Source organism: Holophagales bacterium, from assembly GCA_016699405.1.
GTDB lineage: Bacteria > Acidobacteriota > Thermoanaerobaculia > Multivoradales > JAGPDF01 > JAAYLR01.
Window position 1 is genome coordinate 5024874 of record CP064972.1, and the last position, 19987, is coordinate 5044860.

Below are 19987 nucleotides of genomic sequence, written 5' to 3' on the forward strand. Positions count from 1 at the left end.
ATCAACGACGGAAGCCGGCTCTACGGGGCCGACGGCGACGCGGGCTGCGGATTGTCGGTGGTGATCGCCACGAGCGTGAGCGTCCCCATCGCAGCGGGGACGATCACCTTCGGATTCGCCCACCAGGCGATGACACAGGCACGACACGCGTCGTCCGGGCGCATCACACCCTGCGGGTCGATCCGCGTGACGATGCCGTCGCACTCCCAGTGGAACACGCTCTTGCCGGCCTGCCAGTCTCGCGTCTCGCCGACCACCAGGTTCTGGGCGTAGCCCTCCTGCTGCGGCGTCAGGGAGACCGGGCAGTTGTCCTTCTTGACCTCGACCACCCGCATCTCGGACTTGTCGAGGAGGCGTCCGCTGGTGTCGTAGACGGCGACGTAGTACTCGGCCGGCTCGTTCTTCAGGCGGTCGAGCCACCGCTGGAGGTCCGCATCCTGCTGGCGGGTCATCCAGGCTCGCTTCTCGATCTTGCCGAGCGAGGCGCGCTCGCGAATCGTCTGCTTGTTGAGGTCGTCGTTCGGGTCACGGTGATCGGAGGCCTCCTTGGCCTTCCACCACTTCGCCCACTCTTCCTCGCTGGCGTTCTTGAGCGACTTCTTCGTCGCCGGCTGGTCTTCGGGATCCGGGAAGGGGCTCCAGTAGGAGCCGTTCCCACCGGGCCGCATCTCGATGTAGTAGAAGTCCTCGACTTCGATGCTCAGACGACGGAAATAGAGACGGACACTCAGGCTGCCGAGGTCGGGCGTCACCGTCGCGGTGACCACGCCGTTGCCATCGAGCGGCAGACAGGGCAATTCCCCTACCGTGATCTTCGAGCTCTGGGCGGTCGCTGGCCACGCGATCGCGGCCAACACGAGAGCTCCGAGACTCAGGGTCCTGCGCATGGCAACCTCCTGATCCAACAGTGTGTACAGACTAGTCCGCTGCGGCGATCAGCGTCAAGGAGCGGCCCGGACGACTTCATCGCGCGCCCTCTTCGGGGGCTCATTCGCCGAGAATCTTCTTCACATAGCCATCGACGAACGGGCTGCGAGCGAGTCGCGCGAGCGCCGGCCGCAGCGTGTCGCGGGCGCCGGCGACATCGCCGGACTCGAAACGCGAGACGGCGAGATAGAACACGAGCTCGGGCCGCCGGTCGGGGCTCGGGCCGGCGCGTTCGAGGTAGGTCACGGCGTCCTGCCAGCGCGAAGCGCGATACGCCACCTCCCCCGCCAGCTCCTGAGCCGGCCCGTAGGACGGCAAGCGCTCGGCCAGCGGAACGACCTGCCGCAGCAGTCCTTCCAGCTCGCCGATCCGCGTCGCGGCCCGGAAGGCCGCGCGGTAGGCCTGGAGCGCTTCGACATCCGCCGGCGCCGGCGTCGCCACCCCGGGCGAGGCAGGGGCCGGCGGCGGCATCGGGACCGGCGTCGGCGTCGGGGCCGGCGTCCTCGTCGGGGCTGGCATCCTTGTCGGGGCCGGCGTCGGCGCCGGGGTTGGCGCCGCGAGGGTGGGCTGTCGCTGGGTCGGCGGCGCGCTCGACGGGGCGGCGACGTTCGTGCCGGCCGGAGTGCCAGCCGCCTGGGCAGGTTTCGCCGCCGACTGGACCGTCAGCCGCTGGGACTCGCGCGAGCCCGGCTCGGTCGCCGGGGGCGGCACGGGGGTGGCGGTGGCCATCACTTTCGGCGGCGAGGCCGGGGTCGGGACAGTGCTTCTGCCGGCCGCGGCCCGCCGGCGCTCGAGGTCGCGACGCAGCCCGGCCACCTCGGCGCTGCCGGAGGCAGCAGGTGCGAGGTGATCGAGGAACGCGGCGGCATCGTCAAGCCGCGACGTCTCGATCAGGCAGCGCAGCCGGCGCGCAGCCGGGCGGGCTGCCGGCGACAGGTCGGGGCACTGGGCAAAGGCCGCCAGCGCCTCCGGGCAACGGTCGGCGAGCGCCAGCGCCTCTCCGCGCAGGCAGCCGACCCGCCCGCCGTCGACCTGGTCGGCGAGGCCGGCGAGACGGTCGACGGCGCGCTCGCCGCGCCCCCGAGCCAGCTCGAGCTCGGCCAGTTGCAACCTCGCGCGGGCGTCTCCGGGATCGGCGGCGGCCCGGCGCTCGAGCTCACGCAGGCGCTCGCGCTCCGGCAGCTTCGCCAGCTCGGTGGCGGCCCGCTTCTCGGCGACGCGGGAGAAGCGCGGCGCGCTCTCGAGCAGGGACGGCTCGATCCAGGCGGCGACGCGATCCTCGAAGCTCGAGCGGACCGCCTCGGAGAGGGTGGCCTTGGCATAGCCCTCGAAGCGCTCCTCGACTTCGAGCAGACGGGTGAAGGTCCCGCGGAACGCCTCGCGATCGTCGAGCGCCGCCTGGGCGAGGCCGAGATGAACCAGACAGGCACCGAGCTGCGGCGGCAGGTCGAGCAAACCGAAACAGGCCAGGCGCAGATCGCGCGCCGCCGCCCGAGGGTCACCGCGCTCGAGCTCGTGCTGGCCGTCGCGCAGGAGGTTCAGGTAGAACGGGTCGGCGGGCTGCTGGGCGACGAGAGGCGCCGCGGCGAGCCCCCCGACGAGAACGAGCGCGGACATCCGGCCGGCGATCATCGGACGCCCCCTTGGGCCGAAGCGATCGGCCGGTCTTCGAGCACCGATCGCGGGTGTTCGACGAAGAGGCGGCGCGCCAGGGCCTCGCCCCAGGTCCGGACGATCTCGTCGTGGGCACGGCGCAGCCCCGGCGGCCGGAAGTCGGGCGCGTGCGTGTCGCTCGCCACGAAGTGGACGAGATCGGCATCGAGGAGGGCGTGCGCCTGGTCGCGGGGACCGCGCCCGTACTCCCCGGTGACGCTCGCCGCGGTGATCTGCAGGTGCCCTCCGGCCTCGACGATCCGCTCGAGGAGCTGCGGTTCGCGGATCAGGAACGGCGTCACCTCCGGGTGGGCGACGATCGGGCGCCACCCGGCGAGGGCCAGCTCCTGGACCAGCTCGACCGGCTCCGGACCGATCCCCCACGGATCGAGCTCGAGCAGGAGGTAGCGCGAACCGGCGAGGGGGACGATCGCTCCCTGGCGTTCCAGGTCGTCGAGCAGATCGGAGTCGACCCGCACCTCGGCGCCGGCCAGCACGCGCAACGACGAGCCGACCGCCGCCTGGAGAGTCTCGACCGCCCTCGCGATGCGCTCGCTCGTCACCCCGGGCCACTCGTCGCGGCGCAGATGCGGCGTGGCGACGATCGCCTCGCAGCCGTCGGCGACGGCCATCCGGCACATCGCCACGGCAATGGAAAGATCGGCGGCTCCGTCGTCGAGCCCCGGCAGGTAGTGACCGTGGAGGTCGATCAAAGTGCCGCCTCGGTGCCCGACTTCCGGCCGCCTCGAACGGCCTCTTCGTCACCGTAGCCGGCGGCGGCGTACGCCTGGTAGCTCGAATAGCCGCCGCGAGAGGTCCCGGCGCCGATGCGGAAGCGGTTGAGCACCGCACCGAGGATCCGCACGTCGGCCATCCCGAGGCGGTCGCGGCAGGCGCGAGCATCCTGGCGCAGGACGTAGCCGACACAGAGGCAGAGCACGACGCCGTCCGACATCGACCCGAGCAGCGTCGAGTCGGTGACGGCGAGCACCGGCGCCGAGTCGATCAGCACGATGTCGAAGCGCGAGCGCACGAGGTTGACGAAGTCCCGCATCCGCTCCGAGGAGAGGAGCTCGGAGGGGTTCGGCGGCGTCGGACCGGACGGGGTGAAGTAGAGGTTCGGAATCTCGGTGCGGAAGATCGTCTTCTCGGGCTCGGCGCTGCCGGTGAGGATGTTGACCAGCCCCGACCGGTTCGACGCCTTGAACACCTCGTGCAAGCGCGGCTTGCGCAGGTCGCCGTCCACCAGCAACACCTGCTTGCCGAGCTGCGACAGCACCACCGCGAGGTTGGCGGCGGTCGAGGTCTTGCCCTCTCCGGGAACGGCCGAGGTCACCACCACGACGCGCAGCTCCCGGGCCGAGGAGAGCAGCAGCGCCGTGCGGAGCGCCCGATAGGCCTCCGAGACCGGGAGTCGGGGACGCAGGTGCGGCACCAGCTCGATGCGGGTGTCCTCGTCGCCGGACTTCGCTTGCTTGCCCGTCCGCGTGGCGATCGGACGGCGTTTGCCGCCGCCCTTCGTCGCCCCGTAGCCGTAGGTCCCGTAGCCGTAGCCGTAGCCGTAGGCGCCACCGTACCGACCCAGCAGACCGTAACCGTAGCTCCGGGTGGCCGAGGCGATGTCCGGCACCACGGCGAGCACGGGGATCCCGAGCTCGCGCTCCACCTGCTCGCTCGTCTTGACCGTGCGGTCCATGTAGTGGAGGAGGAAGGCGAGCCCCAGGCCGAGCAGCAGACCGACGCCGCCGCCGAGCGAGAGGTTGCGCCGCAGCGACGGACGGAACGGTCCGCCCGGCACCAGCGCGCGGTCCACGACCCGGACGTTCGACTCGCGGGTGGCCTGCAAGCGCGAGGTGACGTCGGTCGAGGACTGTTGCCGCAGCAGGTCGTCGAGCAGGGCGCGGCGCGTCGAGATCTCCACCTTGAGGTTGTTGTACTCGATCGCCGCCGAGTTGATCGTGCGGTTCTCGGCCTTGAGCTGATTGATCTCGGCGGTGAGCGAGCCTTCGCGGCGTTGCGCCGTCTGGTAGTCGGCGCGCGCCGATTCGCGCGCCTTCTCCAGCGCATCGCGAGCGGCTTGTTTGAGGTTCCGCCGCGCGGTCTCGATCTTGGTCTTGAGCTCGACCATCGCGGGCCACTCGGGCTTGTAGGTGTTGAGCCGCGTCGAGTAGTCGCGCTCCATCGAGATCAGCTCGGTGCGCAGCTGGACGACGAAGGTGTCGTCGAGGATCTCGGCGGCGCTCTCTTCGGTCGCCGCCTGGAGCTCGGCGAGGCGTGCCCCTTTGCCGATCCGCTCCGACGCCGCCTTGGCGAGGTCCTGGTTGAGCGACTCGAGCCGCGAGAGCACCACGTTGCCGCCGGAGTCGAGCGTGACGATGTCGTTGCGCCGGCTGTAGGCGACGAGCTGGTTCTCCTTGTCCTGGATCTCCTGCTTGATCGCCTCGACCTGCGAGCCGTAGAAGACCGAGGCCTTGCCGGCGAGCGCCGAGCGCGTCTCGATGCCCCAGTCGATGTAGGTCTCGGCGACGCCGTTGGCCACCCGTGCCGCCAGCTCCGGCGACGTCGAGACGAAGGTGATGTCGACCATCTGGGTGTTGCGGACCGGATTGACCGCCAGTCCCCCGAGGACGCGCCCGGCGAGCGCGCCGAGCGCCGCCTCGTCGGCCGCGGCCGAGCCGGCGGCGGTGGCGGCGAGCGCCGCGCGTCCCGGATTGAACAGCGGGTCCTGGTCGAGCCGCAGATTCTGCACCACCCGCTCGGCGAGACCGCGGCTCTGCAGCAGCTTGTACTGGGTCGGATAGAACTCGATGTTGTAGTAGTTCTCCCAGGCACCCTCGGCGGCGTTCTTGACCGGCACGGAGAGCCGGCGTTCGATGAGGATCGTCGTCGTGCCGCTGTAGAGCTTCGGGGTGACCAGATAGGAGACGAAGCCGAGCAGGGCGCAGATGGCAGTGAGCAGGGCGATGAGACGCCAGCGCTCCTGGACGATGCGCAGGTAGTCGGCGAGGTGGATCTCGGGCTCCGGCGCGCCGAGCTCGCGCGACGGGTCGAACGGCGCCATCGGCGGCGGCGAAGCGAGCGGCAGGCTGCCCTGGGCCGGGGAGAGCGGTGGAACCGGTTGGTTCAAAAGAAGGACTCCTTGACGACGACGACATCCCCCTCGAGGAGCTCGGGATCGGTTTCCTTGCCGGCGAGGATCCGCTTGAAGTTGGCCTTGATCTCGATCTGGCCGCCTTCGGAGCCCTTGCGCTTGATGGCGATGTCGCTCGAGGCCCGGTCCGAGAGACCGCCGGCCCGGGCCACGCCGGCGAGAAGGGTGATTCGCTCGTCGCTGCGGAAGGCGATCGCGCCGCGGGTCGTCACCTCCCCGAGGAAGAAGACGGTGACCGTCGTCACCCCGGGGACGTTGATCAGGTCGTTGGCGAAGATCGGCAGGTTCGCCTTGGGATCGGCCTTGACCAGCAGGTCGCTGACGCGCACCGCGACCTGATCGGTGAGGCCGTTGTCGGCACGGCGCAGGATGTAGATCAGGTCGCCGTGCTCCCCCGAGAGCCCGCCGGCGGCAGAGAGCGCTTCGAGCAGGGTCCAGCGGCCGGAGAAGGCGAGGTTGCCGGGGCTCTTCACCGCGCCGAGGACGACGATCGGTCGCGAGCGGAACTCGCGCACCTGGACGGCCACCGAGGCACGCTGGACGTACTTGGCTTCGAGCAGGTCCTTGAGCCGCCGCGCGAACTCGCTGTCGGTCAGGCCCTGGGCCGGCACGTCGCCGATCAGGGGCAGGTTTACCGAGCCGTCCTCGGCGACGCGGCGCTCGACGTTGAGCTCGGCGACTTCGAAGACCTTGATGTCGAGCAGGTCCTTCGGACCGATCCGGTACGACGCCGTCGAGGTGAGCGGGGTCTGCGACGCGGCAGGACCGGCGAGCGACAGCAACGCCGACACCGCCAGCGCAGTGAACGAGAAACGGCTCATCTGCCGGCGATTATAGTGGCAGCGCGCGCGCCGCGCCGGTTCAGTACCAGCCCGAGGCGCCGACGCCGAGGTCGAGACCGACGCGCAGCACCGTCGTGTCGCGGTCGAGCTCGGGGATGTTCGAGTCGTATCGCGACTCGCCGTAGCCGGCGCGCAGCGTGAAGCCGCGACCGAGCTCCATCCTCAGCTCGGCCCCGTAGGCGGTGAGGTCGTCCCGGCGCACGGTCAGGCCCGGCAGGGCCGAGCGGTACTCCTGCTCGCCCTGCTCGCCGAAGAGGGTGAGCGACGTCCGCCAGCCGAGACGGACCACCAGGCTCGCGCCGCGCCGGTCCTCGACGATGTCGCGGCTCGACGCGTCGACCGCCACCAGCAGGTCGCGCGAGGCATAGAGCACGGGCGAGATCTTCGCCTCCGGTCGGAGCTGCAGCTGGATCCTCCCGAAGTCGTCCTCCGTCGCCTGGAAGCTCGAGCCGGCGCTCGGCTCGAGCTGGCGGCGGGCAACCTGGGCGGAGATGGCGTAGCCCCCCCGCGTGCGGCTCGCCTCGACGTAGACGGCGTCGCCGGTGTTCGAGGTCGCGAAGGTGGAGTCCTGCGACGTCGACTCGGTCTTCTCGTAGCCGGCGCCGAGCATCAGCCCGGAGCGGAAGCGGAAGCGCAGGCCGCCCCGCAGGGCGTTCTCGTCCCGGTCGAGCGCCCCCAGCCGGACATCGCCGTTCTCGTCGCCGAGCGAGCGCACGCGAGACTCTCGCCCGCCGGCATAGAGCGAGAGCGCCCCGGTGAGCTTGAGCTCGAGCCCCACCAGCGCTTCGTCGGACCGCGTCGGGATGCGAGCGAACGACTCGGCGAGGGCGATGCCCTCGTCGTCTCGCCGGCTCGCGGTGATCTCGATGCCGAGGCGGTTGAAGTCGGCGAAGATCCCGGCGCCGTAGCGTCCGAGCGCCCGCCGCTGGGCGTCGCGCTTCTGCCAGTAGACGTACTCGGGAAGGAAGTGGAAGGCCCAGGTCACTCGCGAGCCGTTGCGCACGTAGGCACGCGCCCCGGCCCCCACCGTGGTGGTGAGGTCGGCGTCGAGCGGTCGACCCTCGGCATCGAGCTGCCCGTCGTCGACCCAGGCCATGTCACGCACGCCGATCCACGGCTCGATGCGGAACGGTCCCAGGCGCCAGCGAGCCTTCTCGGCAGCCTGGGCGACGCCCGCCTTGCGGTCCTCCGGCAACTGGGAAAGACTTCCAGGAGTCGTATAGGCACTGTATTGCGCGAGCAACGGCGGAGCGACCGCCAATGACGCGAGCACCATGGCGCCCGTGATCCCGATCCGGCTCTTCATGCTTCCTCCCGCGGCGCGCGCGCCACTCGCTACCCACGTCCGATCGATGGCGCGATGATACGACAGGCCCTTGCCGACGCCCGGCACCGCATCCCGGCGCTCGCCCTCGGCGCGTTGCTCCTCTGGGCACCGCTGCCGTTCGCCAGCATCACACCGCGGGCAGCGGCCGCACTGGAGATCGGCGGCTTTCTCGCCCTCGCCCTCGCCGCCAGCCGCGCCGCCTCGCTGGCGCCAGTTCGCCGCTCCGGCTGGGGCGCCGCGGCGCTCGTCGCCGTGGCCCTCCTGGGGCTCGTGCAGTCGATCTCCTGGCCGCGCGGCCTGGTGCACGCGATCTCGCCGCAGCATCTCGCGACGGTCGAGCCGAGCCGGGCGGTGCTCGGGAGCACCGAGCCGGCGACGCTCGTCCCGCTCTCCTTCGATCCGGCGACGTCCCGCCGGACCGCCCTCGGGTGGATCTCCTGCGCGGCCCTGCTGGCGGCCGCCACCCTGGTCGGCGACGAGCGTCGCCATCGGCGCCTGCTGCTCGCCACGCTGCTCGCCGCCGCCGTTTTCGAGGTCCTCTACGGTGCTCAGGGCTGGTTCGCCTCGTCGACCAGCATCTGGGGCGTCGAGGTGCCCAACACCACGGCACGGCTGCGCGGCACCTTCGTCAACGCCGACCATCTCGCGCTCTACCTCGAGATCGCCCTCGCCGTCGCGTTCGCCTGGACCTACTGGACGCTGCGACGGTCTCGCGACGAGCCGACGGTCGAGCGGCGCCTGTTACGCCTGGCGCCGCCACTCGCCGTCTGGGCGCTGCTCTTCGCCGGCCTGACCTTCACGGCTTCGCGTGCCGGCCTCGCCGCGGCGGTCGGCGCCACGCTGCTGCAGGGGCTGTTGACGTTTCGGCGGCACGGCCGGCGACGTTGGGTGATGGTCGGCGCGGCGCTGCTCGGCGTCGGCATCGCCGCGGCGGCGACGCTCGGCTTCGAACAGGCCTTCGGGCGCTGGCTCGGCACCTCGGCCTACGAGCTCACGCTGAACGTGCGGCTCGAGGCCGATCTCGCCGCAGCCTCGCTGTGGGCCGCCTACCCGGCGCTCGGGACGGGGCTCGGCGCCTTCGCCGACGTCTTCGCCGCCGTCCAGCCACGCGACGGTCTCGTCTGGGGACATCTGCACAACGACTGGCTCGAGCTCGCGCTGACGACCGGCGCGCTGGGCTTGGCGGCATTCCTCGGCGGATTGATCCCGCTCGTCCGGCGGCTGGTCGTCGTCCTCCGCCAGGGGCACCGCAGCGAGGACCGCGCCGCCGCCATCGCCGCCCTCGGCGCGCTCGCCGCCGTGGCGTTCCACTCGCTGCTCGATTTCGGCCTGACGATGCCCGCCAACGCGGCGACGCTGGCGATCGTCGTCGGTGCCGCCGCCGGGGCGCGGGCGGGAGACATCCCCAGGCGAACGGTCGAAGAGCCCCAAGATCAGGGATAGCCGACGAGCATCTTCCTCGGACGCACCTGGCTTCGCCGCGGCCGGCGGGTCGCGTCGTCCATCCGCCCGAGCGCGATCGCGGTACGGATGCCGGCCTCGGGGGCCGGCGTCCTTCGAAGCGCGAAGGGCCGGCGGAATCGCTTCCACCGGCCCCGTGATCGAAACACGGAGGGCCGAGGCCCTCCGTCGAGTGCGACCTTCCGCCTCAGTACATCCCGCCCATGCCGCCCGGCATGCCGCCCGGGCCGCCCGCCTTGGGCTCCTTCTCCTTGATCTCGCTGATCATCGCCTCGGTGGTGAGCATCAGGCCAGCGATCGAGGCCGCGTTGACCAGCGCGGTCTTGGTCACCTTCGCCGGGTCGATGACGCCGGCCTTGACCAGGTCCTCGTACTTGTCGGTCGCCGCGTTGTAGCCGACGTTGCCCTCGCGCGAGAGGATGTCGCGGACGACGATCGAGCCCTCTTCACCGGCGTTGATGGCGATCTGGCGCGACGGCTCCTCGAGCGCGCGGCGCACGATCTTCACCCCGACCGCGACGTCGCCCTCGGCCTTGACGTCGTCGACCGCCTTGATGGCGCGCAGCAGGGCCACGCCGCCGCCGGCGACGATGCCCTCTTCCACCGCCGCCTTCGTGGCGTGCATGGCGTCCTCGACGCGGGCCTTGCGCTCCTTCATCTCGGTCTCGGTGGCAGCACCGACCTTGATCACCGCCACACCGCCGACGAGCTTGGCCAACCGCTCCTGCAGCTTCTCGCGGTCGTAGTCCGAGGTGGTCTCCTCGATCTGGGCGCGGATCTGCTTGACGCGGCCGGCGATCGCCTCGCGGCGCTTCTTGTCGTCGGTGTCGGTGACGATCGTCGTGTCGTCCTTGGTGATCGAGACCTTCTTCGCGTCGCCGAGGTCTTCCCACTTGACGTTCTCGAGCTTGATGCCGAGGTCCTCGGAGATCAGCTTGCCACCGGTGAGGATGGCGATGTCCTCGAGCATGGCCTTGCGGCGGTCGCCGAAGCCCGGGGCCTTGACCGCCGAGATCTGCAGCGTGCCGCGCAGCTTGTTGACCACCAGCGTGGCCAGCGCCTCGCCCTCGACGTCCTCGGCGAGGATGAGGAACGGCTTGCCCTGGCGGGCGACCTGCTCGAGGATCGGGAGCAGGTCCTTCATCGAGCTGATCTTCTTCTCGTAGATGAGGATCTTCGCGCCCTCGAGCACCGACTCCATCCGCTCGGCGTCGGTGACGAAGTAGGGCGACAGGTAGCCGCGGTCGAACTGCATGCCCTCGACGACCTCGAGGGTCGTCTCGAGGCCCTTGGCCTCCTCGACGGTGATCACGCCGTCCTTGCCGACCTTCTCCATCGCCTCGGCGATGATCCGGCCGATCTCCGGGTCGTTGTTGGCCGAGATCGTGCCGACGTGCGCGATCTCCTTGCCCTCGACCGGCTTGGCGAGCTTGTCGATGGCACCGTTGGCGGCCTTGACGGCGAGGTCGATGCCGCGCTTGAGCTCCATCGGGTTGGCACCGGCGGTGACGTTCTTGGCGCCCTCGCGGTAGATCGCCTGGGCGAGCACGGTGGCGGTGGTGGTGCCGTCGCCGGCGACGTCGGAGGTCTTCGAAGCGACCTCGCGCACCATCTGCGCGCCCATGTTCTCGACCGGGTCGGCGAGCTCGATCTCCTTGGCGACGGTCACGCCGTCCTTGGTGATCGACGGCGAGCCGAACTTCTTCTCGATGACCACGTTGCGGCCCTTGGGGCCGAGCGTGACCTTGACCGCGTCGGCCAGCTTGTTGACGCCGCGGAGAATCGCGGCGCGCGCCTCTTCGGAGTAGATGATCTGCTTGGCAGGCATTGGGTGGTTCCTATTCGGATGAAGTCAGGTCAGTAGGGGGAAGGGCGATCACTTGTCGAGAACGGCGAGGATCTCGTCCTCGCGCAGGATGACGAGCTCGTCGTCAGCCAGCTTGATCTCGCTGCCCGAGTACTTGCCGATGAGGATGCGGTCGCCGGCCTTGACGTCCATCGGCGCCCGCTGACCGTTGTCGTTGACCTTGCCGGGGCCGACGGCGATGACCTCGGCCTCCTGCGGCTTCTCCTTGGCGGTATCGGGAATGATGATTCCGCCGCGAACCTGCTCCTGGGCTTCGATTCGCTTGACCACGACGCGATCGTGCAGAGGACGAATCTTCACGGGTCGACTCTCCTTCCAGCTGGGGGTTGAGGGTCCTGCGTTGTCATGTTCGAAAGGCGAAGCGCCGTTAGCACTCGCCCGCATTGAGTGCTAACACGATAAAGCCTGAGCGTATTCCCGTCAAGTCTTCGTCGAAGACGAGCATCATGGCGCCCAGAACGGCGCAAGGAAGGCGAAAAATTGACCTGGGAAGGATCAGGCGCCCGGATTGGACGCCAACGGACCGACTCGACCGTCTTCGAAGTCGAGACGGGTCTCAGGGAGCTGCCACCCCTGAAGCGTGCCCGTCTCGAACGAGCCGGGCTGACCGGAAGCCACCATCGCCGACCCCGCCGGGGTCTCCGAGACCCGAGGAATGGAGCGGGGTGCCGGCTCCGACAAGGGCACCACGGCGACTTCAGCCGGCGGCGGCGCGACCGGGAGGACCGCCACGGCCGCAGAGGCGGTCGGGAAGTCGTGCTGCCGCGGTTCGATCCGCGTCGCCAGCCAGGAGCTGCCGAGGGCGAGCGCGAGGGCCGCCGCGGCGGCGAGGTAGCGCCGGGGGAGGCGCCGGGAGCTCGGCATCGCTTCCTCGGTCGCGCGCAGGTGTCCGGAGGAGGCGAGCTCCAGGCGCAGGCTGGCCAGATCGCGCACCTCCGCCGAGAGCTCCGGGTCGACCGCTTCCCAGGCGACGAAGGCCTCGTACTCCAGAGGAGAGAGCGAGCCGTCGACGTAGGCGGCCAGATCCTCGAAAGCTACCGGTTCGGCGGCAGCGAGGTCGGCGCGGAATCGACGCTCGAGATCCCCGGCCGGGGTGCGGATCGCCTCGTTCTTCCCTCTCATCGCCCTCGAGGATGCGGAAACCGGCCGCGTGATACCACCCGAGGTCAACCCGCTCCCCCCACCCGGCGGGCGAGGCGGGCGCGCGCGCTCTTGCGCAGGTTGATGACCTGCCGGCGGGTCAGACCGAGTCGTTCGGCGATCCAGAGGTCGTCTCGCGGCAGGTCCGGCCAGATTGCGGCGAGCTCTCCAGGGGAGAGCTCGAGCGCGGCGGCGATCGCCGGGGGGGCGGCCACCCCGGTCAGCGGCAGGAGCCCGAGCATCTCTCGCCCCTGTTCGTCGCGCAGATTCAGCAGGAGGGCGACGCGCTGCGCCCGTGGCAGCTCGACGATCTCCGCCCAGAGCCGAGCGAGATACTCACGCCCCATCAACTGCTCGACCGGCCCCTTCCCTGGATCGGCCAGCGACTCGACCACGCCCTCACCGGCCGCCGCACCGACCTCGCGGTCGAGAAGCCCGAGGCGCTCGGCGAGCAGCGCGGTCAGATCCGCCAGACGGCAAGGCCGCGGCAGGATCGTCAACACGCTCCGCACCTGGGCGGCGAAGCCGAGCCCCTCCCACCCGTCCGGAGCGGCGGCCAGCGCATCGGCCAGGTCCGCCGAGTCGACCGCCGGCCACGAAAACGGCCCTTGCGGCCGCAAGGAGCGCCGTCCGCAGTGCCACTCTCCCCCCCGGCTCGCCCAGAGCCCGAGGTCGCGGTCATGGGTGAGGACGTAGCGCAGGCGATCCTGCAGGCGCGCTCGCTCCGGATGACGCTGACGCAGCCAGGCGCGCCAAGCGTTGAAGCCGGTCACGGCGACGTAGCCGGCGAAGCTGGCGATCGGCTCGGCCTGTCCCTGCCTCAGCGATTGCAGCTGCCGCGCCAGCCGCAGGAGGGCCGAGCTCCGCAGATCCTCCAGATCGGCGTCCGGAAAGCTGTCCCCGCGGAGCTGACCTCGGAGCACCCGGTCGAGCACCGGCACCGCATCGGCCCCGAGCAGGCGGCCGAGCTCCTCCTCGGCCAGCCGCTCGTCGGCGGCGGCGAGAAATCGTTGCAGGAGCGGATCGTTGCGGTCGGCGGTGTCGCCGCGATCGGTCGCCATGGCCCGGCGATCGGGCTCCGGCCGGCCGCGGGGAGCGGCTACCGGAGCCCAGCTCCCTCAGCCGGCAAGGGAGCTCAGAGACTTTCTCAACCCTTCCGCCGCTTCGTCGGCTCGGCGGCCTCGGCCTGAGCAAGCACTCGCGCCAGCTCGAAGAGGAACGCTCGCAGCAGCGGCGGGCTGCACCACGGCCGGTCCGCCACCTCGAAGACCATCTTGAGGAGCTTGTCCGGCGAATCGTGGCGGGCGAGCTCGACCACGAAGGGGCGTTTGTCGAGCGTGCGATCCGGGACGTAGATGCAGACGGCCTTCTCGTCACCGATCACTTCGCCGCGCCCGCCGGCGCCGGCGGCCTCGTCGAGCGAATCGCGGATCCACTCCGAGACGGACCAGTAGCCGGCCCGCTCGGCGGCTTCCTTCCACCGCTCGACCTGCTCGGTGCTTGCACGAATCATCCTGGTTTCTGACAGCGGTTCTTTGGGCATGATGGTCTCCCGATTCGTCGAAGATTACTACAGCAAACGCTTGCAGGGACATTGCCGCGGCGATCCGGCGCGAGTAGGCTCGCTCGCGCCACCCGCCTGCAAACCGAGCTCGGTTCCGTCGCGTGCCTGCCGCCGCGACCTTCCGCCGGCGGCGGGTGTGGAGGCCGCGCCCCACCGATGACCGCCGTCGCCCGCCGCGCCGACTACGCCCTTCGTCTCGCCTGCGCCGTCGCCTTCGTCGGCTTCGGGCTCTGGGAGGGCGACAACCTCGTCCGCGAACGGCAGGCCGCGCTCGACGACTGGCAGAGCCGCCTCGAGGCCACGGCCGACGATCGTGAGCGCGCCATCGACACCTGGCTCGCCGAACGACGCCACGACCTCGAGCTGGTCGCGACCTACCCGTCCATTCGCGCCATGCTCGGCGGGCACGGCGAGGTCGATCACCGCCTGCGCCAGATCCTCCAGAGCACGGTCAGCGCGGGCTCGTTCGAGAGCTTCGCCCTCTTCGATCGCACGGGGGCGGCACGGATCACTCTCGGCGTCGAGAAGATCCCGACCGAGGAGCTGCCGCCGGGCTGGACGGCCATTGCCAACTCTCCCCCCGGTTCGCCACGGATCGCGTCGATCCGCGGCCCGAAGGGCAGGCTGCGACTCGCCTTTCTCACCCCGGTCGACCTCGAGCCCGAGACTCCCGACGCCCTCGCGCCGAGCGCCGCCTCCGCGAGCGGAGACCTCCCCGTCGGATCGCTGGTCGCCACGGTCGACCCGGGAGAGCGCCTCTTCGCCCTGCTCGGCCGCGACCTGTCGATCTCCGGCAGCGGCGAGAGCCTGCTCGTCGCCCGACGCGGCGCCGCCGCCGTCTATCTCTCTCCCCTGCGCCATGCGCCGCCCCACTCCGGAGCGTGGCGCGAGGTCGCGGTCAGCCTCGATCCGGCCGCGGAGATCGCTTTGGCTCCCGGCATCGGAAGGGGCGAGCGCGCCGACTACCGGGGCATCACCACCCTGGTCGCGACCCGTCGCCTCAGCGAAGCGCCCTGGGGACTCCTGGTGAAGATCGACCGACGCGAAGCCCTCGCCGTCTGGCGGGCAGCGACGATTCGCCGGCTCGCCACCTGGGCGATGGCGCTCGCCGCGACGCTGCTCCTGCTCTGGGGTCGCCAGCGCAGTCGCCGGCTGCAGATGATCGAGGAGAGCGCCGACCGCGATGCCAAGTACCGCCTGCTGATGGAGCAGGCCGGCGACGCCATCTTCTTCGTGCGGCCCGCCGACGGACGGATTCTCGAAGCCAACCGCGCTGCCGAGCGGATGTACGGTCTATCCGGCGAAGCGCTGCGCGAGCTTTCGCTCGCCGGGCTGCACGCCCCGGCCGAGCGCGCCGAGGGACTGACCACGCTCGCGGCTGCAGCGGCCCTCGCACCGCCCGGCCGGCTCGTGCAAGAGACCGTCCATCGCGACGCCGAGGGCCGCACCTTCCCGGTCGAGGTGAGCATCGGCCCGGCCGAGGTGGGCGGCGAGACGGTGCTGCTCGAGGTGGTCCGCGACACGCGCGAGCGCTGGGCCGCCATCGAGCGGATCGAGCGGTTGAACCGGACCCTCTCGACGACGTCGCAGATCAACCAGCTCATCGCTCACGAGCGCGACCGCGACCGCCTGCTGCGCGAAGCCTGCCGCATCTTCGTCGACTCGGCCGGCCTGCGCATGGCCTGGATCGGTCGGGTCGCCGCGGCGACGCCCGGCGAGCCGTCGCGGGTCGTCCCGGTGGCGTGGGCCGGCCTCGAGAGCGGCTATCTCGCCACCGCCGACCTGCCCCTCGACGCGGCCGAGATCGGCCCGGCCCGCCAGTCGATCCTCGAAGGGCGAGCGGTCACACGCAGCGGCCCCGGGATGCGCCCCGAGGCCTGGAGCCGCGCCGCCGAGCAGCGCGGCTTCCGTTCGAGCGCCGCCGCGCCGATGAGCCGAGCCGGACAGATCGCCGGGGTGATCGCCGTCTACTCCGAGGTTCCGGACTTCTTCCACGCCGACAGTCTCGCGATGCTCGAGGATCTCGCCGGCGACCTCGAGCTGGCGCTGACCGCGATCGAAGCCGAGGCCGCGCTCGCCGAGAGCGCCGCACGCTACCGCGCGCTCTTCGAGAGCAGCCCGCAGCCGATGTGGGTCCACGACGTCGCGACGCTCCGCTTTCTCGCCGTCAACGACGCCGCCGTCCGCTGCTACGGCTGGTCGCGCGACGAGCTCCTCGCCATGACCCTCGCCGACCTCCGTCCGCCGGACGCGCCGTGCGACACGCCCGAGAAGGGGTCGTGTGGCGAGCACGGCCTCGACGACGACGGCATCCGGCGCCATCGTCGCAAAGACGGGAAGGCGATCCACGTCCACGTCACGACGCACACCCTGGAGTTCGAGAATCGGGCCGCCGAGCTGGTGCTCGCTACCGACGTCACCGAGCAGGTACGAGCGGAGGCCGAGCTGCAGCAGACGCACGCGCTGCTGCGCGGCGTCGTCGAGCAGTCGCCGGCGCCGATCTACACGATCTCGCTCGGCGGGAGCGTCACCTCGTGGAATCGCGCCGCCGAAGAGACGTTCGGCTGGACCGCCGCGGAGGTGCTCGGCAAACCGCTTCCGATCGTCCAAGCGGAATCCGAGCCGGAGTTCCGCCAGCTGCTCGCCCGCGTCCGCGCCGGCGAGGCACTGCGCGAGGTCGAGCTCGTCCGCCACCGTCGCGACGGCTCGCTGATCGTCCTCGACCTGGCAGCTGCACCGCTCTGCGACTCGGGCGGCGCAGTCACCGGCGTCGTCGCCTTGGCCACCGACGTGACCGCCCGCAAGCGCGCCGAAGAGGAGGCCCGCCGCCTGGCCGTCGAGCTCGAGGATCGCGTCCGCCAGCGCACCGCCGAGCTCGAGGCGGCCAATCGCGAGCTCGAAGCGTTCACCTATTCCGTGTCGCACGACCTGCGCGCCCCGCTGCGCGCCATCGACGGTTTCTCGAGTCTGCTCGAGAAGGACCACGGCAGCCGACTCGAAGCCGAGGGCCGACGGCTGCTCGCCGGCGTCCGCTCCAACTCGAGCCGCCTGTCGGCCCTGCTCACCGACCTCCTGGCGCTCTCCCGAGCCGGGCGCAAGGGGCTCTCGCACGAACGGATCGCCATGCGCCCGCTCGCCTCGGCCGCGCTGCTCGAATCACTCACCGGCGACAGCGAAGGGCTCGAGATCGTCTGGGGGAGCCTGCCCGACGCCTGGGGCGATCCGTCGCTGCTGCGCCAGGTCTGGGTCAACCTGATCTCGAATGCCGTGAAGTTCTCCGCCGAGCGAGCGGAACGCCGCATCGAGATCGGTGCCGACACCGCCGACGGCGAGGTTCGCTACTTCGTGCGGGACAACGGGATCGGCTTCTCGGATCACGATGCCGAGAGTCTCTTCGGCGTCTTCCAGCGCCTGCCGGGGAGCGAACGCTTCGAAGGCAACGGCGTCGGCCTCGCGCTCGTGCAGCGCGTCGTGACGCGCCACGGCGGCAGAGTCTGGGCCCGCGGCGTGCTCGGCGAAGGGGCCTGCTTCTATTTCACGCTGCCGAATTCCGCCTGAACGTCTCGCTTCGCCCGCGAGGCGCGATCCACCGCCTCACGCCACGCCGCGTCGACCTGCGCCGGCGAGTGCCGCTGGAGAAGCCGAGCGCGACCGGCCGCCACCTGCCGCTCGCGTCCGCCGGCGTCGTCGAGCAGTTGCCCCACGGCGGCCACCCAGTCCGCCGGAGCGTCGGCGACGCGGACGGCGCCCCCGAGCGTCGCTGCCTCGCCCTCGGCGGCCAGACCGGCGACGGCCCCGGGTGAGACCACCACCGGCACCCCGGCCGCCCAGGCCTCGAGCACCTTCACCGGGACCCCCGAGCCGCCGCGCAGCGGCGCCAATGCGACAGAAGCTCCGGCCAGCAGCTCGACGAGCGAAGGCGGCGAAGCAACCAGCGTCGCTCCGGCGCGAGCGGCAGCGGCCCGCAGCTCGCGGCCGGGGCGATCGCCGGCGACGAGGAGCTCGAGCTCCGGGCGAGCGGCGCGCAAGGCCGGCCAGATTTCGGCAAACAGCCAGCGTGCCGCGTCGCGATTGGGAAAGTAGCCGAGGTTGCCGGTGAAGAGGAGGCGCGGCCGGCCGGAGGGCGAGGGGGCGACCGCGCGCCCGGCCTGCGGCACCGCCAGCGGCAGGACACCGAGCCGCGCGGCGAGCTCGGGGCGGCGCAAGAGGATCGCCGCCCGGTCCCGATCGCTCACCACGACACTGTGAGCGGCTCGCGCCACGAGGCGGTCTTCACTCGCCGCGAGGCGCTTCGCCTCCGCGCGCCAGAGCGGCCGCAACCAGGCGCGATCGCGGCTCGCCCGAGACGCGAGATTGAGCCCCAGGCTGTCGATCAGGTCGACGAGCAGCGGCGTCTCCGCCACGCAGTCGGCGTAGCGCTCGAGCCGCGAGAGCTGGAGGATCACCAGATCGGCGCGGCGGGCGAGCGGCGGCAGACGCCGGGCGAGGTCGCTCGAGGCGAACAGCGCCTGCTGCAGCGGCGCTCCGCGAAGGCCGTTGACGACGCACGCCACGAGCCGCCGCGGCCAGGACGAGAGGCGGTAGCTCTCGGACGCGGCGACGCCTCGCGGATGCAGGTCCGCGTCCGCGCCGCGCGCTCGCGGCGCCAGGAGCGTCACCTCGTGATCTCCGGCGAGCGCGGCGAGCGCCTGGCCGGCGCGGATCTGATCACCGCGACGCGGCGGCCACGGGGGACGGCCGACGACGAGGAGGATCTTCATCGCGCCGCTCCCGGCCGGTCGACGAACCCCTCGACCAGCCCGCGGAGCGCCGCCGCCATGGCGCTCGGATCGTGATCGCTGCCCAACTGCTTCCGCCCCCCGGCGATCAGCCGCCCAGCGAGCTCCGGCGCTTCGCGGAGCCGACGGATCGCCTCGGCAAAGCCGTCGGCGTCAGCAGCGAGGAGCCAGTCCCGACCGTCGACTCCGGCGAGGCCTCGCACCGCCGCGGCGGTGCCGACGACCGCGACGCCCCGCGCCCAGGCTTCGAGGAGTCGAATCCGCACCCCCGAGCCGGAGCGCAGGGGCAACACCAGCACCGCGCCGGCAGCGAACGCCTCGGCGCTCTCCCGGGGCGCGGGATGGTCGACGACCCCCTCGCCGGCGGCTTCGTTCCGAGCGTCGGCGGCGAAGCGATGAAGGACGGCCGCGGGCGAGAGCGCCCGGATGCGCGGCCAGACCTCGGTGAGGAACCAGCGTTCCGCCTCGCGATTCGGCCCCCACCCGGCGCTGCCGAAGAGCACGATCGGCGGCGAGCCGGCGAGAGCTTCGCCGGCGGGAAGGGTCGCGGGAAACGCCGGCCGCAGGACGTGCACCCGCGGCGTTTCCACACGCGCGGAATCGGAGATCCCCGGTGCACCGCCGCCGAGCAGGGCGGCGAGACCGGCGGCATCTTCCGGGGAGAGCGCCAGCGTCGCGCGGCTGCCGCGCACCGCCGCCGCCTCGAAGCGCGCCAAGCGTCGAGCCTCGCGACGGAACAGCGCCGCGCGCCACCCGCTCTCGCTCGCCGCCCGCGCGGCCCAGAGCTCGCTCTCGACGTTCTCGGCGCGCAACAGGAGGGGTACCGGCGCTGCGCTCGTGCCGGCCGGAGCAAGGCGCCGGCGCACGGCGGTCGCCGCCGCGATCCAGGCCTGCAACGGCTGCGCCACCACGGCGTCCGGCGCTTCGCCGACGACGATTCTCGCCGCCTCCAACCGGACCGCCGCATGGGTGTGGCGCACCACGCTGGTCGGCAGGCCGCGTCCCGCGGCGAGCGCGAGGGCGACCGGCCACGGACGTGGGCCGACCGGCAACAGAACCGGGCGGCAGATCGGCGAGAGCCGGCGGCGCGCCTCGGCCCGGCGCGCGTCCGGCCCCGGACAGGGGGCGACGAGGGTGAGCGCCACACCGGCCGCGGCGAGCGCCTCGAGCTCGGAAAGCAACAGCCGCCGACCGCCGTCGATCGGCGGCCAGGGGCACTTGGTGGCGATCCAGAGAAGGCGCATGCGCGGGCGGGACCCGGAACGGACGGCGCGCCG

General features: G+C 71.6%; 15 protein-coding genes. 2 read left to right on the forward strand and 13 right to left on the reverse strand.

The window, feature by feature from the left end; translation table 11 throughout:
• Positions 1 to 20 precede the first annotated feature (20 nt).
• The 6 genes from IPJ17_20805 to IPJ17_20830 all read right to left on the reverse strand — a co-directional run bounded on the left by IPJ17_20805 (position 21) and on the right by IPJ17_20830 (position 7879).
• Positions 21 to 887, reverse strand: coding sequence for a hypothetical protein (locus IPJ17_20805; protein QQR73876.1), 867 nt, complete (start codon positions 885 to 887; stop codon positions 21 to 23).
• 100 nt (positions 888 to 987) lie between these two features.
• Positions 988 to 2544 (reverse strand): tetratricopeptide repeat protein, encoded by a 1557-nt coding sequence (locus IPJ17_20810; GenBank protein ID QQR73877.1) that lies wholly within the window; start codon positions 2542 to 2544, stop codon positions 988 to 990.
• Positions 2545 to 2555: 11 nt separating this feature from the next.
• Entirely contained in the window at positions 2556 to 3293 is a 738-nt protein-coding gene (locus tag IPJ17_20815; protein ID QQR73878.1) for a hypothetical protein, read from the reverse strand.
• Positions 3290 to 5707, reverse strand: a complete 2418-nt coding sequence (locus IPJ17_20820; protein ID QQR73879.1) for a polysaccharide biosynthesis tyrosine autokinase — start codon at positions 5705 to 5707, stop codon at positions 3290 to 3292. The genes IPJ17_20815 and IPJ17_20820 overlap by 4 nt, the downstream gene beginning before the upstream one ends.
• A complete protein-coding gene (locus IPJ17_20825; protein ID QQR73880.1) occupies positions 5704 to 6552 on the reverse strand; it encodes a polysaccharide biosynthesis/export family protein in 849 nt (282 codons plus the stop codon). The genes IPJ17_20820 and IPJ17_20825 overlap by 4 nt, the downstream gene beginning before the upstream one ends.
• 40 nt (positions 6553 to 6592) lie before the next feature.
• Positions 6593 to 7879, reverse strand: a complete 1287-nt coding sequence (locus tag IPJ17_20830) for a hypothetical protein (protein QQR73881.1) — start codon at positions 7877 to 7879, stop codon at positions 6593 to 6595.
• 54 nt (positions 7880 to 7933) lie between these two features.
• Between IPJ17_20830 and IPJ17_20835 the strand changes: the two genes are divergently transcribed.
• Entirely contained in the window at positions 7934 to 9343 is a 1410-nt protein-coding gene (locus IPJ17_20835) for an O-antigen ligase family protein (protein QQR73882.1), read from the forward strand.
• 205 nt (positions 9344 to 9548) lie between these two features.
• Here the strand turns inward: IPJ17_20835 and groL are convergent, their stop codons facing one another.
• The 5 genes from groL to IPJ17_20860 form a co-directional block, all read right to left on the reverse strand.
• The gene (gene groL / locus IPJ17_20840; protein ID QQR73883.1) at positions 9549 to 11189 is read right to left on the reverse strand and encodes a chaperonin GroEL; all 1641 of its coding nucleotides are present in this window, start codon (positions 11187 to 11189) and stop codon (positions 9549 to 9551) included.
• Positions 11190 to 11237: 48 nt separating this feature from the next.
• Positions 11238 to 11612, reverse strand: coding sequence for a co-chaperone GroES (locus IPJ17_20845; GenBank protein QQR73884.1), 375 nt, complete (start codon positions 11610 to 11612; stop codon positions 11238 to 11240).
• A 111-nt stretch (positions 11613 to 11723) separates the two neighbouring features.
• Positions 11724 to 12350, reverse strand: a complete 627-nt coding sequence (locus IPJ17_20850) for a hypothetical protein (protein QQR73885.1) — start codon at positions 12348 to 12350, stop codon at positions 11724 to 11726.
• A 44-nt stretch (positions 12351 to 12394) separates the two neighbouring features.
• On the reverse strand, positions 12395 to 13429 hold the full coding sequence (locus tag IPJ17_20855) for a hypothetical protein (GenBank protein QQR73886.1): 1035 nt from the start codon (positions 13427 to 13429) through the stop codon (positions 12395 to 12397).
• Positions 13430 to 13515: 86 nt separating this feature from the next.
• Complete coding sequence (locus IPJ17_20860; protein ID QQR73887.1) at positions 13516 to 13881, reverse strand: hypothetical protein; 366 nt, start codon at positions 13879 to 13881, stop codon at positions 13516 to 13518.
• A gap of 207 nt (positions 13882 to 14088) precedes the next feature.
• On the opposite strand from IPJ17_20860, the gene IPJ17_20865 reads away from it, so the two are divergent.
• Positions 14089 to 17490 carry a PAS domain S-box protein gene (locus tag IPJ17_20865; GenBank protein QQR73888.1) on the forward strand — a complete coding sequence of 1134 codons (3402 nt, stop codon included), beginning with the start codon at positions 14089 to 14091 and terminating at the stop codon, positions 17488 to 17490.
• On the opposite strand, the gene IPJ17_20870 is transcribed toward IPJ17_20865, so the two are convergent.
• Both IPJ17_20870 and IPJ17_20875 read right to left on the reverse strand, forming a co-directional pair.
• Positions 17463 to 18692, reverse strand: a complete 1230-nt coding sequence (locus tag IPJ17_20870; GenBank protein ID QQR73889.1) for a glycosyltransferase — start codon at positions 18690 to 18692, stop codon at positions 17463 to 17465. The two genes, IPJ17_20865 and IPJ17_20870, sit on opposite strands and share 28 nt — an antisense overlap.
• Complete coding sequence (locus IPJ17_20875) at positions 18689 to 19954, reverse strand: glycosyltransferase (GenBank protein ID QQR73890.1); 1266 nt, start codon at positions 19952 to 19954, stop codon at positions 18689 to 18691. Before IPJ17_20875 ends, IPJ17_20870 begins: the two co-directional genes overlap by 4 nt.
• Positions 19955 to 19987 lie beyond the last annotated feature (33 nt).